Consider the following 14,593-nt stretch of genomic DNA (forward strand, 5'->3'; position numbering starts at 1 on the left):
CCGCGGGGGTCCCCCGCCCCACAAGGGCCACACTGCCTCTGTAGGAGCGGGCTTGCCCGCGAACATCGGCATAGCCGGTGCCATGCATCGCGGTGTTCCTTTCGCGGGCAAGCCCGCTCCCACAGGGTGGCATGGCCTCGGCGGCTCCGGTGTTCGCGGTGACAAGAGCCGAGCGATCTCTGCCGGGGCTTAGATCAACCGCGCAGCCACCAGCAGATCCGCTACCGCCTGGAAGGTGCTGTCCGGCACCGGATCCCCCGCCACGGTGCGCCGGGCAAGCTCGGCCGCCAGGCGGGCATCCATGGCATGGGCGATTCCCAGTTGCGCAGCTTCGCCAAGCATCCGCGCGCTCTCCTCAGGCTCGGCCTGGCACACCACCACCGGCACCGGCGTCTCCCCGCGCACATAGCGCAAACCCACCACCCAGCCACCGGCCACACCCACCATCAACGACGCCCGGCCCAACCCCAGCTTGGTCGCCATGGCCTGCATTTCCTGGCGCTGGCGGCGCAGCTCGCGCTTGATCAACGGATCGCCATCGATATCCTTGCGCTCGCGCTTCTGCTCGCTGCGGGTCATGCGCATGTCGCGGCCGAACAGCCAGCGCTGCATCAGCACATCCGCCGCCCCCAGCACCAGAAACGCCGCCAGCACCGTGAACACCAGCGGCTTGAGCACCAGCAGGAAGGTCGACTGCAGGCACTCAGGCCCGCACCGCGACGACTCCATCAGCGCCTGCAGCGCATGGCGCCCGACCACATAGAACGCCAGCCCCAGCAAGTGCACCTTGACCAGGCCCTTGAGGAACTCCACCACGTTGCGCATGGCGAAGATGCGCTTGAAACCCTCGGCCGGGTTGATGCGTTTGAAATCCGGCTTGAGCGGTTCGACCGAGAACACCACCCCGCGCATGGTCACCAGGTTGGTCAGCACCACCGCCGTCACCGTCACCGCCATCACCGGCAGGGTGATGCCGATCACCAGTTGCTCGGCCGTATCGAGCAGGCGCGGCCACACCGTGGCGAAGGGTTCGATGTAGATCTGCGCGGTCAGATCCACCAGCGCCGTGACCTGGGCCTTGGCCCGTGGCGCCAGGATGGCGATGCACAGGGTGCAGAGCAGGATCACCACCCCCGACACCAGGTCCTGGCTCTTGGCGACCTGCCCCTTCTTGCGTGCGTCCTTGAGTTTCTTGTCCGTTGCCGGCTGCGACTTCTCTTCGCTGGTGTCAGCCATTACCCCCCTCCACCAGGCTCTGCAGCACCCCGACCGTACCGCGGAACTCCGCAAGCTGATCGAGCATCAGCGGTACCAGGAAGCCGATGTAGACCACCATCAGAATGGTGAAGAACAGGTTCTTCACCGGCAGCGACAGGTCGAAGATGTGCAGGCTCGGCGCCATGCGCGAGAGGTAGGCCAGCATCAGGTCGGTGATCAGCAACGAAATCAGCAACGGCGACACCATCAGCACCCCGATGCGCATCACCTGGTCGAGGATCGACAGCACCGCCGTCAGCGCAGAACCGGCGAACAACGGCGTGAACTGGGTCACCGGCCATAACTGGTAACTGTGCAGGTAGCCATCGACCATGAGGATGAAGCCACCCGACATGAAGTACAGCGCGATCAGCATCACCGTGAGCAAGGTCGCCATCACCCCGGATTCACCCGACGACAGCGGATCCACCAGTTGCGCCATGGTCGAGCCACGCTGCAGGTCGATCAGCTCCCCCGCCACTTCCGCGGCCCAGAACGGGATGCCGAACAACAAACCGACCACCAATCCGACCAGGAACTCCTTGATCAACAAGCCCGCCAGCCAGAACCCGCCAAGCTCGGGGGTAGCGGTGAAGGCCGAGAACACCGGCAGGAACATCGGCACCGAGATCGCCACGGCGGCGCAGGTGCGGATCATCCCGGTCAGGCCCAGACGGTTGAAGGCCGGGGTGATCACCACCACCCCCATGGCGCGGGCAGTGGAGAGCGCGGCCGAACTGATCACCGGGTAGGCGATCTCCAGGAAGGCATTGACGAAACCTGCGTCCATGCCCGGTCAGCGCGTCCACAGCGCGAAGTTGTCCAGCACCTGGTTGCCCAGCCCCATCACCTGCCCGGCCAGCAGCGGGCCGACGAAGACGATCAGCAGCAGCACCGCCACCAGCTTGACCACCTGCGGCAGGGTCTGGTCCTGGATCTGCGTCAGCGCCTGCAACAGGCCAACGCTCAGGCCGACGATGATCGCCACCCCCAACGCTGGCGCCGACAGCAGCAACACCGTCATCAGCGCCTGCTTCATCAACGAAAGGAACACGTCCTGGCCCATCGGCTCAGCTCCCGTAGCTCAGAATCAGACCATGCATCAAGCGCGACCAGCCGCTCAGCGCAACGAAGAGGAACAGCTTCAGCGGTATCGATATCAAGGTCGGCGAGACCATCGACATGCCCATCGCCATCAGCACGTTGGACACCAGCAGGTCGACCACCAGGAACGGGATGTACAGCAGGAATCCGATCTCGAACGCCCGCGTCAGCTCGGAGCTGACGAACGCCGGTATAAGCACCACCAGGTCATCGTCACGCAGCTCGGCGCGGGCCTCTTCGGACCACACGTTCTGCGTGGCCTGGACGAAGAAGCCACGCTCGCTCTCGTTGGCGAAGCGCGACAGGTGCGCCTGCAACGGCGGCCTGATCGCCTCGCCCAACTCCTTCAACTGCTCGGCGTTCTCCAGTTGCAGGCCATGACTCTGCGCCGCGCGGTACATGTCGCCGATCACCGGCGTGGTGACGTACACCGACAGGATCAGGGCGATGCCATAGAGCACCAGGTTCGGCGGCGTCTGCTGCACACCCAGGGCGTTGCGGATCAGAAACAGCACCACGGAGATCTTCAGGAACCCGGTCAGGGTCACCACCGCCAGCGGAATCAAGCCGATGGAGGCGACGACCAGGATGATCTCGATCAGGTTTGGCTGGTAGCCACTCATGATGCGGCAAAGCTCAGCAGGCGCACGCCCAGGCCGTCGCCGATCTTCACCAGTTGGCCCTGGCCGACGCGGCGGCCGTTGATCATCAGGTCGACGCCTTCGTGCATGCGCGGCGCCAGCTCCAGCACGCTGCCCACGCCCAGCTCGCGCAGTTGCGCGAGGCTCAACTCGACGCTGCCGACCTGGCAGACCAGTTTCAGTTGCAGCTCGTCAAGGCTGCTGTCCAGGCTCGGCCCGGTGCCCTGTTCGCTCATGTGTCGCTCCTTCAAGGCAAGCGCGGTGATAGGGGGTTCGATTAGCTGCAGGCGTTGTCCGTCGCGCTGCACACGGGCTTGCCACTGGTCGTCCAGGTGCAGGCGCAGATGATCGTCCGGCCAGGGATCGAGCATGACCACATCGCCCGGCAGCAGGCTGCGCAACTCGACCAGGCTGAGCCAGGCCTCGCCGCCGTCGACGCCCAGCGTCAACGCCAGGCCACCGAGGTCGTGGGGCATGGGCGCGGCATGCTGCTCCAGCAACACGGCAATCTCGGCCCAGGTCGCGGCATCGCAGCGCAATTGCACCGCCAGCGCGCTGTCACCCAGGCGTACCTCCAGGCCAAGGCTCAGTGGCGCCAATTCGACGCACTGCGTGAGCGCGCGATCGAGCACGTGGATCGGCTGTGAGAACAGGTGCTCCAGCGGCGCGATCAGCGTCAGCAGCGCCTGCTCCAGCAACAGCGCCGCGGGCAGGCTCGGCAATAACAGCCCCTCGGGCAAGCCGAGCAGGTCGAGGGCACGGGCTGGCACGTGCAGTTGCACGGGCGAGTCGCCCAGCGACAACCACAACTCAAGCTGGGGTTCATCCATCGCCGCACCACTCGACGCCCAGGCGACACTCAGCGGCGCCCCGCCCAACTGCCCCTGCCAGGGCTGGCGCGGCCGATGCAGGCGCTGGTGCAGGGCCTGCCACTGCGGGTCAAGGCGCTCCAGGCTATGCTCGAAGGCCAGCGCGTCGGCGGGCACCTCGGTGGTCTGGAGGGTCAAGGCGTGAGATCCAGCAAGGGGGCAAACAGGTCTTCGCCCTCATCCTGCGCTTCCCCGATACGGCGCTCGCCCAAGGCGTGGTCTTCGACCAGGGAGTCCCAGGCATCGGCCTGGCGCTGACGAGCGACATGGGCCTGACGCAGGCTCTCCTGGGTCTGCTCCTGCTGCTGGTGGTAGTCGTGGGCCTCGTCCAGGTTGCCCAGCAGCGTCTCCTGTTCGTCCTCCAGCTCCGACAGGTGCACCTGCGCAGCGAGCCAGGCCTTGACCGACAGCCCCTCGCTGAAGCGACCGTAGAGTTTTTCCGCCTCGAGCGCGGAGGTTTCCCGCGCCAGGCACAGCCGCTGGCGGGCATCGTCGAGGGCAGCATGGGTTTCGCGGCAGAGCTGGCGCTGCGCGGCCAGTTGTGCGGACGCCCGTTGTTCACGCAATTGGCGCAGGGTCTGCAGGCTTTTCAATTCATGACTTTTCATGGGCGCTCCTCTCTCATGCCAGCACCTTGCGCATGTGTTCCAGGGTTTGTCGGGCGCCGCTCGGCTCCGCCGCCGACTGGCGCAGAAAAGCTTCGATAGCGGCGTGGCGGGCGATCGCTTCGTCCGCGATTGGGTCGCTGCCGGCGGCGTATTCACCGATGCGGATCAGCATTTCGATATCGTTGCGCCGCGCCATCAGCTCGCGCATGCGCATGGCCAGCTGGCGTTGCTCAGGGCTGGCGACCTGCTCCATCAGGCGGCTGCGGCTGCGCAGCACATCGATGGCGGGAAAATGGTTGCGCTGGGCCAGCTCGGCGCTGAGCACCACATGGCCGTCGAGAATCGAGCGCGCCTCCTCGGCCACCGGATCGGTCGCGGCGTCACCTTCGGTGAGCACCGTGTACAGCGCGGTGATGCTGCCCCGTGCTGCGGGGCCGGCACGCTCCAGCAGGCGCGGCAGGGCCGAGAAGAACGACGGCGGGTAACCGCGGCGGGTCGGCGGTTCGCCCACCGCCAGGCCGATCTCGCGCTGGGCGCGGGCAAAGCGGGTCAGGCTGTCCATCAGCAGCAGTACGTTGCGGCCCTGGTCGCGGTGATACTCGGCCAGCACCGTTGCCACGTAGGCGGCGCGGGCACGCTCGGCGGCCGGGCGATCGGAAGTGGCGACCACCGCCACGGTGCGCGCGCGGGCCTGGGCGTCGAGCTGCACGTCGAGCAACTCGCGCACCTCGCGGCCACGCTCGCCGATCAGGCCGATCACCACCACGTCGGCATCGGTGTTGCGCACCATGCTGGCGAGCAGCGACGACTTGCCCACCCCCGGCTCGCCGAACAGGCCCATGCGCTGGCCGCGGCCCAGGGTCAGCAGCCCGTCGATGGCGCGAACCCCCACCGACAGCGGATCGACGATCACTTGCCGGGCGAAGGGTTCGGGGGGCTCGGCCTGCAGCGGATAGCGGCGCATCGGCCCCAGCGGCGGCTGGCGATCACCGTCGAGGTAATCGCCCATGGGGCTGATGACCCGCCCCAACTGGCCATCACCCACACTCACCCCCAGCGCCTCGCCGGTAGCGGTGATTTCGGTGCGGGTCGACAAGCCTTCGAGCGAGCCGATCGGCGAGAGGATCGCCTCGTCGCCATCGAAACCGATGACCTCTGCCGCCAGGGCGCGACCACTGGAGGGGTCGTGCAGGCGGCACAGCTCGCCGATGCGCACGCCGGCGACGCTAGCGCGCAACAGCACACCACGAATGCTGCGAATGGTGCCCTTCATCGGCCGTGGCCGGGCATCGCCCAGGCGCGCGTGCAGGCGCGGCAACAACGCTTGCAGGCTCACGGTGTCACCTCGGCGAACGGCAACAGGCTGCGGCGCAGCGCCTGCAACTGGGCGTCCAGCCCCAGTTCCACCGAACCGACCGGGCTGCTCAGACGGGCCTGGCCCGGCTGCAATTGATCATCGGACTCCACGGCAATCGCCGCCAGGCCATCCGTTTCGCCGTGCATGCGTCGGCGCACGGCCTCCACTTCCAGGCGCGGCACGAACAGCGTCAGCGCCTGGTCCTGGCGAAACGCAACCAGCGCCTTGCGCGTGCACAGCACGATACGCTCGGCGTCACCCAAGCTCTCCAGCACTTCGCGGGCGATGCCCAGGGCCAGGTCAGCCAGGCTGTTTTCCAACCCTGCCAGATAGGCCTCGACCTTGGCGGCAGTGTCGGCCAGCAACTCGCTGACCGCCTCGGCGCCCTTGGCACGGCCGAGCTCGAAACCGTCGGCACGGGCCTGCTCCAGCCAGCGTGCGCTGTCTTCCCGGATACGTTCGGCCTCATCGCGGGCGGCCTGCAGGTAATCGCGTCCATCGGTCCAGGCCTGGACCTCGGCGGCACGCAGGATGCGCGACGCCGGACGGCTGGGCAGCTGACTCATTGCACGCTCTCCCGGTTCTCGGACAACGGCATCAGCAAGGCGGCGACCCGACGCACGATGCCAGGGTCGGCCAACGATGCCGAACCTTCCGCCACAGGCAGCGGCAGGCGCAGTAGCAGCCAATCGCGCAGGTCGGCGGGCTGCTCGTCGAACCAGGCCTGCACGCAGCGCGCACCGTCGTGGTCGATGGCGGCCAGCAGATCGTCAGGCTGGCGCAACAGGTCCATTGCCCCGCCCCACTGGCGGTGGGCAATGGCCAGGCCGAAGACCTCATGCCCAAGCCCCTGGCGCAGGTGCTCGACCACCTCGCGACGGATTTCCCGGCCCAAGGTCGCACCATGCCAGATGGCCCCGCACAGGCGCGGCAAACGGGCGAAATCCTGCGGCGCCAGCAGCAATACCGGCAGGTCCTGCTCGGTCGGTTGCGCCACCTGGTCCAGCGGCTGCAACTGGAAGTGCGCCAGCATCAGCGCCTGCAGGCGCGCCTGGAAACGCGGCGACTCGATCAATGCCTGGATCTGCGCACCGGCGACGTTCTCGGCGAAACAGCGCCGCAGGTGGCGCCGGTCGACAAAGGCCAGAGGCTGCCCCAGCAGGGCCTGCCATTGGGGCATCAGGCTCATGGCGCCTCCGACAGGCTGTACAGCGCACGGCCACGACGCTGCTGCCAGTGCCGCCAGCCCAACAGCCCGGCCAGGGCCAGCACCACCAGCAGGCTGCCACCGAGCAGCAGACGCGCGCGGGACGCATCTTGTTCGAGCATCCAGATGCCCATCACGCTGACCAGGCGGGGCTGCCCCTCGTCTTCGCTCCTGGGGGCTGCGGCCTTGATCGCGGTCACCGACACACCGTCATAGCTGAGCCCGGAAATGCCGTTGGCGACCAGTGTCTTGATCTGCGGAATCAGCGGATTGATGTCGGTGTTGGCGTCATAGCGCACCAGCACCGAGGCCGACGACGGGGAAATCACCCGCTTGAGCAAGTCGTTGTCCGGCAGCACCACATGCACCCGCGCCGACACGATGCCGTCGATCTGCGAGACGCTGTGCGACAGCTCTTCGCTCAGGGCGTAGACCATCTGCGCACGTTCCTGCACCGGCGAGGACACCAGGCCGTTGCTCTTGAACACTTCGCCCAGATTGGAGAACGACTGCCCCGGCAGCCCGGCCTCGTCGAGACGGGCTATGGCGTCGGCAAAGCGACGCTCGTCCACCACGATCTTCATCTGGCCGTTGTCCTGGATCTTGCGCGAGGCCGGGATGCCGTCGCGCAGCAACACCGCGAGCATGGCATTGGCCTCGCGCTCGCTGAGGTTGCTGTACAAGTCCATGTCACAGGCCTGCAACAGACTGGCCAGGGCGACGACGATCAGCACACGCAGGGCTCGCCAACGACGGGTCATCGATTCATTGTCCTTTGAGCAGGGTGTTGGCGGAGCCGGAAACCTGGGTCGCGCCACGTACCACCATCTGGGTTTCGATGGAGTAGTCGAACATCCGCCCAAGCGACTGGACGATGTTCGCGACCTGGGTATCACCGACCTTGGGCGCGCCCTCGGCGCCGGTGGCCACGAACGGCGACGGGACTGCGGCCGGGGTCGACGATGGCATCGCCGGGCTGCCGTGACTGAGTGACTCGGCCCGAGCGCTGAAGGTGCGCGAGCGGTCGATGAAGCCGTCCAGGCGCTGCATCAGGCTTTCACCGATCTGGTGAGGGCTGGCACCTTCAGGCATGCCCTTGGCACTGTTGGCCATGTTTTCGAAGAGGTTCTGGGAGGCACCGAGCCCCCCTTGTCCTCCTGACGGCGGCAGTGCCGCCGTGGTCGCGAGACTGGCTGTCATGGCCGCTTACTCGTCGTCGTCCGAAGACTGGGCTTCGTTCAGCATTTCCTGGGCCTTGGGCATGATGATGAACTGCCCGCCGATCAGCACGGCCTGGTTCACCAGCGCCTCCTGGAAGCTTGGATCGTCGGAGGCGTCCTGGGACTTGTCGAGCGCCGCATCGAAGCGCGCTTCGGCGCTGCTCGGGGTGCTGCCGGGGGTATCGATCGGGGTAACGGCCATGGGGCTTCTCCTGGGTGGTTTTTCAGTGATCGCTGACGCTGGCGCCGCGGAACACCCGGATACTCCGGGAGGCTGCGGACGTCGCGACGGGCTGGGGTCGGTTGTCGAGGTGCTGCTGGATCATGCTCAGGTAGGCGGGCGGTCCGGAAACCAGCAGTTCGTCGCGCTCGGCGCCAGGGCGCAGCGACAACTGGCGGCCGTACACATCGAGGCTTTGCAGGTAGTCGCGCAACTGCTCCAGGTCCAACCCGGGCTGGCGACGGAACAGGCGCGTGGCCACTTCATCGTTGCTGTTGATGTAGAGCACGTTGCCGTCGTAGTACCAACCCAGCGCGTTGCTGTCGCACAGCTGGGTGAGGAAGTCGCCGGCAGTGCTGCTGCGCAACGGGCTGCGGGCCTTGCCGCGGACCTTGTCGGACACCACCACGACCAGCTCCAGGTTCTGCCCGAACTCGCTCAGCGCGCCGCGCAGGTCCTGGTCGACCAGGGCATAGGCGTAGGGTTGGGCGAACCAGTCGGGCTCGTCCTTGCCCTCGTCGCTGCGCACCGGCAACGACAGCAGAACCAGCAGCAGGGTGGTGAGCCAGAGCAGGTTACGCATGGGCGATTACCTCCCTGGCGCGGCTCACAGCTGTGAAATCGTATGAAGCGCAGTCGAAATCACACATCAAGTCGCTAGAATGGCCACTCAGTCGTCCGCTCGAGTCCTGCCCATGCCCAAGCGTTTGCCGTCCACCCTGCTTCTGATCGCCAGCACCTTGCTCGGCGCCTGTACCAGCCAGCCGAACCGTAGCGATGATGGCTACGACCGCCTGATGCACCTGGCCGGCGATCTGCAGCAGCGCGGCGATGCCGCCTCGGCCGCTGCGCTCTACCAGAATGCCGCGCAGCAACCTGGGCTCCATCCCGAAGCCTGGCAGAAGCTGGGCGACACCACGCTGGCCGCAGGCGACGCGCGCGCGGCCGAGCGAGCCTACCAGCAGGCACTTGAACTGCAGCCGGACAACCTCGACGCCCTGCTGGGGCTGGGCAGCGCCCAACTGCGCCAGGGCAAGCTGGAGCGTGCGGTCACGTCCCTGACCCAGGCGGCCGAGCGTGGCAACAGCGCCGATGCCTGGAACCGCCTGGGCATTGCGCAGATCCTGCGCGGCCAGGCAGCGGCCGCCCAAGGGGCCTTCAGCAAGGGGTTGGCGCTGGCACCGGACAACCTCGATACCCGCTGCAACCTGGCCCTGGCCTACGCCCTCGGCGGTCAGGCGCAACGGGCCCTGGACACCGTGCGCGTGGTCGGCCAGTCGCCGCGTGCCCTGCCCCGGCACCAGCGCAACGAACTGCTGGTCACCGTACTGGCCGGCCGCGAGCAGGATGTCGCCGGCCTGCCCCTGGACGATCTCTCCGCCAGCGAACGCCAGACGCTGCTGAACGAAGCCCGGCGCATCAAGGCGATCCCGGATGCCCAGGCCCAGGCCCGCGAGCTGGGCCTGGTGGACGGTCGCTAGCACCTGCACATGCGCGCGTTTCATTGCTTCTCCTGGCGATCGGCGCGCGCTTGCTGCTCATCCTGGCGTCGACGCAGCTCGGCGCGATCGTAACCCTCGATGTAGACCTGTGCGGCACGCCCCACGGGCGCCGCCATGGTCGGCCCGGTCGGCCGCCCCTGAGCCAGGTCGTCCGGCTGCTCGACCATGCGCATCAGCGTGAGGTTGTTGGCGCAGCCTGGCGGCAGCAGTGGCACGAAGTCCTCGTCCAGGCCGAAGTCATCCTTGCTCGCCGGTTTCAGGCATTCCACCGGCAGGATCTCGGTGCTGCCATTGGCCAGTGTCTTGTGCTGAAAATCAGGTGAGTAGGAGACCGGCTCCAGGTGTGTCTGGCAGCCAGCCAGCAGTGCCAATGGCAACAGCCAGCAGCGCCCGGCGGGGGCGCTGATCATCGACATGGAAAAGATCGATTTCATGGTCGCTCCCGGTCAGTTCATGTAGAAGCCGAACTTGCCGCCACTGCGTGGCCCCGCCGAAGCGGTCGCAGGGCCCGGCAGGGCATCGAGGGGCGTGGCCAGGTCGCGCTCGCGGGTCGGCTGCACCAGGTACGGGGTGATCAGGATCACCAGTTCAGTCTCGTTGCGCTGGAAACGCTTGGAGCGGAACAGGTTGCCCAGGATCGGCATGTCGCCGAGCATCGGCACCTTGTCCATGTCCTGGCTGCTTTCGCGCTGGAACAGGCCGGCAATGGCGAAGGTCTGGCCGCTGCCGACCTCGACCCGGGTATCGGCGCGTCGCACGCGGAACGACGGCACCCGGTAACCGTTGACGTCGGTGGTGTCCGAGCCCATCAGGCTGCTGACCTCGGGCCGCACCTGCAAGGCGATATGGCCGTTGGGCAGCAGCGTCGGGCTGAACAGCAGCGAGACACCGAAAGGCTTGTACTCGATGCCCACCAGGTCACGGTTGACCGGCACCGGCACGGGGATCTCGCCGCCCGCCAGGAAGCTTGCGGTCTGCCCGGTCATGGCGGTGATGTTCGGCTCGGCGAGGATCTGCAGCACGCCATTGCTCTGCAGGGCTTCAAGCATCGAGTCGATGTTGACGTTGCCCGAGCTGAGGCCGGCGCTGATGACATTCGATGCACCGCTGGCGGCGTCGGCGGCGAGGCGACCACCGGTGATCAAGCCAAAGGAAAAGGTGCCGTTGTTGAACAGTGCGTTCCAGCTCACCCCGTAGCGCAGCAGCTCGGAACGCGAGACTTCGGCAAAGCGCACACGGATGTTGACCTGGGCAGAACCGGCATAGGTCGCGGCGTTGACCGCTGGTACCGGGCTCTGGTTGTCGAGCAATGCATTGAGGTCACTGGCTTCGCCGACATCCCTGACCAAGCCCTTGGCCACCAGCTGGTTACCCACCGCGCTGACCTGCGCACCACTGGCCGGATGCAGGTCTTGCAGCGGACGGCTGACGCTCTGGGTCGCGTTGTTCACCGACAGGTTCAAGGCCGCCAATTGCTTGCCCGCATCGTCCAGGGCGATCAGGCTGGTCTGCCCCGGCGCCTTGCCGAACACGTAGATCACCCCGTCGGACACCACTTGCAGGTCGGCGATGCCCGGCTCGGCAACCAGCACCGAGGCCACCGGCGCCTTGAAATGCAGCACCCTGCCCTCGCCCGATGCCAGGTCGAGGCGACCGTGGCTGCCCACTGCGATCTCGTCGGCGCAGGCCAGCAACGACAGCAGCATGCCGGCCAGACCCAGCCACAAACGGTAATGAAACACAGCGCCGATGCGTGATGAACCGATCATGAAGCACTCGCCAGAGAAGTGACCGAAGCGCCGCTGGTGGAGCGGCGTTGAGAGGTGTCGCCAAGTTCGAGGGTGCCCACGGCCTGCAGGTTGTATTCACCGGCCAGCTCGCGGAACGACAGCACGGCCAGCTCCATGTCGCCACGCAGCACCAGGCGGCGCAGGTGGCGGCGCAGTTCCGGGTGCACCAGCAGCACGCTGGTGCGGTCTTCGGGCAGGCGCTCGCAGGCCTGGCGCAGTTGCAGCATCAAGGCGCGGCTGACCTGCTCGGGAATCGCCTCGCGGCCACCGTCCTGACGGCGCATGCCCGTGCGCAACTGCTGCTCCAAAGCCGGCGCCAGCACCAGGGCGCTGATCACCCGGTTGCGGTCGGCATATTGGTGGCTGATCTGTCGGGCCAGGGCGGCGCGCAGGTGCTCGGCCAGGTGCGCGGCGTCGGCATCGCGTCCACCCCAGTCGACCATGGCCTCAAGCAAGGCGCGCTGGTTGCGGATCGACACCCCCTCTGCAACCAGGTAGCGCAGGGCTTCGGCCATGCGCTGCAACGACAGGTTGCGCAGCACTTCCTTGATCAGTTCGCCATAGCTGCCCTCGATGCTTTCCAGCAGCGCACGGGTCTCCTGGATGCCGAGAAAATCTGCCGCGTAGCGGCGCAGGGTGCGCTCGACCGTCGCCCGTAGCACTTCCTCGGGGAGCATGAAGCCGATGCCCGCCTGTTCCAGACGCTCCTGGTACTCACGAGCGATCCAGTGGGCGCTGCGCGCAGCCAGGGGCGAGTCGGCTTCGATCATCGGGATGTCGAGCAACTGCACATTGACCGGGTCGTCCCTGAGCAGCAGGCAATCGGCGGGCAGTTCACCTTCGCTCACCGGCACGCCTTCAAGTTCGATGACGAAGCGCTGGGCGGCGCTCTTCGCGTCCACATGCACGGCGGCCAGGGGCACATCGATGCCGAGCTCGCCACGGATCTCGTGGCACAGCGCCTCGAAGCGCTGGCGCAACGGCTGCTCCGGCGCACTGGCCGCAAGGCCCGGCCCCATGACCAGGAGGATGCGACAGTTGAGCGGCTTGCTCGCCGACACGCTGGCCTCCACCGCTGGCACCTGGGGTTCATCCTCGGCCTCCTGTGCCTGCACCGGCTCAGCCTGCTCGGCCGCCTGGCGACGCTTGAGGTAGAACGCCGAGCCAGCCAGCACTGCGGCAAGCACGAAGAACACCGCCGCCGGGAAGCCCGGCAGCAGGCCGATGCCCAGCAGGATCAATGCCGTGAGGAACAAGGCACGGTGGCTGGCGCCCAACTGGCGAATGATCTCCGTCCCCAGGTCACCGCTGGCGCCGTCGCTGTTGACGCGGGTGACCACGGTGCCGGCCGCCACCGAAATCAGCAGCGCCGGAATCTGTGCGATCAGGCCATCACCGACGGTCAGCAGCGAATAGGTGTGCACGGCGGTGCCGAACGGCATGTCGCGCTCGACCATGCCGATCAGCATGCCGCCCAGCAGGTTCACCGCGAGGATCACCAGGCCGGCGATGGCGTCGCCCTTGACGAACTTCATCGCACCGTCCATGGCGCCGAACATCTGGCTTTCACGCTCCAGGCGCGAACGACGGCGACGAGCTTCGGCCTGGTCGATGTCGCCGTTGCGCAGGTCGTTGTCGATGCTCATCTGCTTGCCGGGCATGGCATCGAGGGTGAAGCGCGCGGCCACCTCGGCAACCCGCTCGGCACCTTTGGTGATGACCACGAACTGCGCCACGGTGATGATCAGGAACACCACCAGGCCGACCACCACCTGGCCTGCAATGACGAAGTCACCGAACGCCTGGACGATATGGCCGGCATCGCCGTGCAGCAGGATCAGCCGCGTGGTGGTGATCGACAGCGACAGGCGGAACAGGGTGCTCAGCAGGATCAGCGGCGGCAGCGCCGAGAACTCCACCGAGTGGTTGATATAGAAGGCGACGATCAGGATCAGCATGCTCAGTGCGATGTTCAGGCCGATCAGGCCGTCGACCAGGTAGGTCGGCAGCGGGATGATCATCATCGCGATGGCCATCAGCATGAACGACACGATGATCACGTCGGTGCGCTGGGACGCCGCACGCGCCAGGCCGTTGAGGCGATCGAGCGGGCTCATCGGGCGGCCCTGCGTGCACTGAGGTAGCGCTTGAAGCACTGGCGCGCCTCGTCCTTGCGCCCACCGCGCCACAGCGCATGGCTGCGCAGCAGCAACAGGCCGGGTGACTCGCCTTCCTGCTCGGTGAGGCGGTCGAGTGCGTTCAGGGCGCGACTGGCGTTGCCGCTGTCGGTGAAAGCCATGGCCAGGTAGCGCAGCAGCGTGCCGTCCTGGGGGGCCATCTGCGCGGCGATCAACAGCATCACCAGCGCGCGCTGGGGCTGACCGCTGCGGCGGTAGAGGTCGCCCAGGCCCTTGAGCAGTTCGATGCTGTCGTGTCGTTCGCGGGACATCATGGTTCCTGCACCTCGGCGCGTTGCTGCTCCAGGGACTGGCGCAGGTGGATCTCTTCACGAAGCAGGTCTTCGGCCAGCTCGCGGATCTCCGGTTCGGCATCCAGCGAAGGCATGACTTCGTCCAGCAGGTACTGCAGCAGGTCCAGCGCACGGGTGCCGCTGAACAGGTCCGGGTTGATCTCCTCGCCGGCACAGGCTTGCTCGAGCTCTGCGCGCAGCGAACGGCGGCCAGCCACTTCCCGCTTGCCCAGCAGCGCATCGAAGCGGGCGTTGGGGCGCGCCTGCAGCGGGCGTACGGCCTCAACGGAGGCGGTCTTTTCGGTGGAAGACGGCAACAATGGCCGCGGCTCGATCCTCATGCTCGGT

The 14,593-nt window shown here is 66.9% G+C and carries 19 protein-coding genes; 1 reads left to right on the top strand and 18 read right to left on the bottom strand.

Features of this window, described 5'->3' with window-relative positions; translation table 11 throughout:
* Nucleotides 1–189 precede the first annotated feature (189 nt).
* From IAE40_RS16295 to IAE40_RS16355, 13 genes are all read right to left on the bottom strand, one after another.
* The gene (locus IAE40_RS16295) at nt 190–1,236 is read right to left on the bottom strand and encodes an EscU/YscU/HrcU family type III secretion system export apparatus switch protein (RefSeq protein ID WP_200603538.1); all 1,047 of its coding nucleotides are present in this window, start codon (nt 1,234–1,236) and stop codon (nt 190–192) included.
* A complete protein-coding gene (sctT, locus tag IAE40_RS16300; protein WP_054892863.1) occupies nt 1,229–2,047 on the bottom strand; it encodes a type III secretion system export apparatus subunit SctT in 819 nt (272 codons plus the stop codon). Before sctT ends, IAE40_RS16295 begins: the two co-directional genes overlap by 8 nt.
* Nucleotides 2,048–2,053: 6 nt before the next feature.
* Nucleotides 2,054–2,323 (bottom strand): EscS/YscS/HrcS family type III secretion system export apparatus protein, encoded by a 270-nt coding sequence (locus IAE40_RS16305; protein WP_054892864.1) that lies wholly within the window; start codon nt 2,321–2,323, stop codon nt 2,054–2,056.
* A gap of 4 nt (nt 2,324–2,327) precedes the next feature.
* A complete protein-coding gene (sctR, locus tag IAE40_RS16310) occupies nt 2,328–2,984 on the bottom strand; it encodes a type III secretion system export apparatus subunit SctR (RefSeq protein ID WP_063543624.1) in 657 nt (218 codons plus the stop codon).
* A complete protein-coding gene (locus IAE40_RS16315; protein WP_200603539.1) occupies nt 2,981–4,009 on the bottom strand; it encodes a FliM/FliN family flagellar motor switch protein in 1,029 nt (342 codons plus the stop codon). The genes sctR and IAE40_RS16315 overlap by 4 nt, the downstream gene beginning before the upstream one ends.
* A complete protein-coding gene (locus tag IAE40_RS16320) occupies nt 4,006–4,479 on the bottom strand; it encodes a YscO family type III secretion system apparatus protein (RefSeq protein ID WP_063543622.1) in 474 nt (157 codons plus the stop codon). The genes IAE40_RS16315 and IAE40_RS16320 overlap by 4 nt, the downstream gene beginning before the upstream one ends.
* A 13-nt stretch (nt 4,480–4,492) precedes the next feature.
* The gene (locus IAE40_RS16325; RefSeq protein WP_200603540.1) at nt 4,493–5,815 is read right to left on the bottom strand and encodes a FliI/YscN family ATPase; all 1,323 of its coding nucleotides are present in this window, start codon (nt 5,813–5,815) and stop codon (nt 4,493–4,495) included.
* Nucleotides 5,812–6,402, bottom strand: a complete 591-nt coding sequence (locus tag IAE40_RS16330; RefSeq protein WP_054892869.1) for a FliH/SctL family protein — start codon at nt 6,400–6,402, stop codon at nt 5,812–5,814. Before IAE40_RS16330 ends, IAE40_RS16325 begins: the two co-directional genes overlap by 4 nt.
* Entirely contained in the window at nt 6,399–7,025 is a 627-nt protein-coding gene (locus tag IAE40_RS16335) for a type III secretion protein (RefSeq protein ID WP_200603541.1), read from the bottom strand. The genes IAE40_RS16330 and IAE40_RS16335 overlap by 4 nt, the downstream gene beginning before the upstream one ends.
* Nucleotides 7,022–7,804: a type III secretion system inner membrane ring lipoprotein SctJ gene (sctJ, locus tag IAE40_RS16340; protein WP_200603542.1), complete on the bottom strand. Its 783-nt coding sequence runs from the start codon at nt 7,802–7,804 to the stop codon at nt 7,022–7,024. Before sctJ ends, IAE40_RS16335 begins: the two co-directional genes overlap by 4 nt.
* 4 nt (nt 7,805–7,808) lie before the next feature.
* A complete protein-coding gene (locus tag IAE40_RS16345; protein WP_442797965.1) occupies nt 7,809–8,156 on the bottom strand; it encodes a hypothetical protein in 348 nt (115 codons plus the stop codon).
* Between the two features lie 93 nt (nt 8,157–8,249).
* Entirely contained in the window at nt 8,250–8,465 is a 216-nt protein-coding gene (locus tag IAE40_RS16350) for a hypothetical protein (protein WP_054892873.1), read from the bottom strand.
* A gap of 22 nt (nt 8,466–8,487) precedes the next feature.
* A complete protein-coding gene (locus IAE40_RS16355; RefSeq protein WP_178117570.1) occupies nt 8,488–9,066 on the bottom strand; it encodes a type III secretion protein in 579 nt (192 codons plus the stop codon).
* Nucleotides 9,067–9,178: 112 nt separating this feature from the next.
* Here IAE40_RS16355 and IAE40_RS16360 point away from each other — a divergent pair, with 112 nt between their 5' ends.
* The gene (locus IAE40_RS16360; protein ID WP_197893075.1) at nt 9,179–9,964 is read left to right on the top strand and encodes a tetratricopeptide repeat protein; all 786 of its coding nucleotides are present in this window, start codon (nt 9,179–9,181) and stop codon (nt 9,962–9,964) included.
* 20 nt (nt 9,965–9,984) lie between these two features.
* Here the strand turns inward: IAE40_RS16360 and IAE40_RS16365 are convergent, their stop codons facing one another.
* From IAE40_RS16365 to IAE40_RS16385, 5 genes are read right to left on the bottom strand one after another with little or no spacing between them, the layout of a single operon-like run.
* Nucleotides 9,985–10,401, bottom strand: a complete 417-nt coding sequence (locus IAE40_RS16365; RefSeq protein ID WP_063546675.1) for a hypothetical protein — start codon at nt 10,399–10,401, stop codon at nt 9,985–9,987.
* 30 nt (nt 10,402–10,431) lie between these two features.
* Nucleotides 10,432–11,691: a type II and III secretion system protein family protein gene (locus IAE40_RS16370; RefSeq protein ID WP_370671064.1), complete on the bottom strand. Its 1,260-nt coding sequence runs from the start codon at nt 11,689–11,691 to the stop codon at nt 10,432–10,434.
* Nucleotides 11,692–11,750: 59 nt separating this feature from the next.
* The gene (sctV, locus tag IAE40_RS16375) at nt 11,751–13,892 is read right to left on the bottom strand and encodes a type III secretion system export apparatus subunit SctV (protein WP_200603544.1); all 2,142 of its coding nucleotides are present in this window, start codon (nt 13,890–13,892) and stop codon (nt 11,751–11,753) included.
* A complete protein-coding gene (locus IAE40_RS16380; RefSeq protein WP_371105658.1) occupies nt 13,889–14,224 on the bottom strand; it encodes a tetratricopeptide repeat protein in 336 nt (111 codons plus the stop codon). Before IAE40_RS16380 ends, sctV begins: the two co-directional genes overlap by 4 nt.
* Complete coding sequence (locus IAE40_RS16385) at nt 14,224–14,586, bottom strand: hypothetical protein (RefSeq protein ID WP_054892879.1); 363 nt, start codon at nt 14,584–14,586, stop codon at nt 14,224–14,226. The genes IAE40_RS16380 and IAE40_RS16385 overlap by 1 nt, the downstream gene beginning before the upstream one ends.
* Nucleotides 14,587–14,593: the final 7 nt, after the last annotated feature.

This window comes from Pseudomonas sp. S44, from assembly GCF_016624805.1.
Lineage (GTDB): Bacteria > Pseudomonadota > Gammaproteobacteria > Pseudomonadales > Pseudomonadaceae > Aquipseudomonas > Aquipseudomonas machongensis.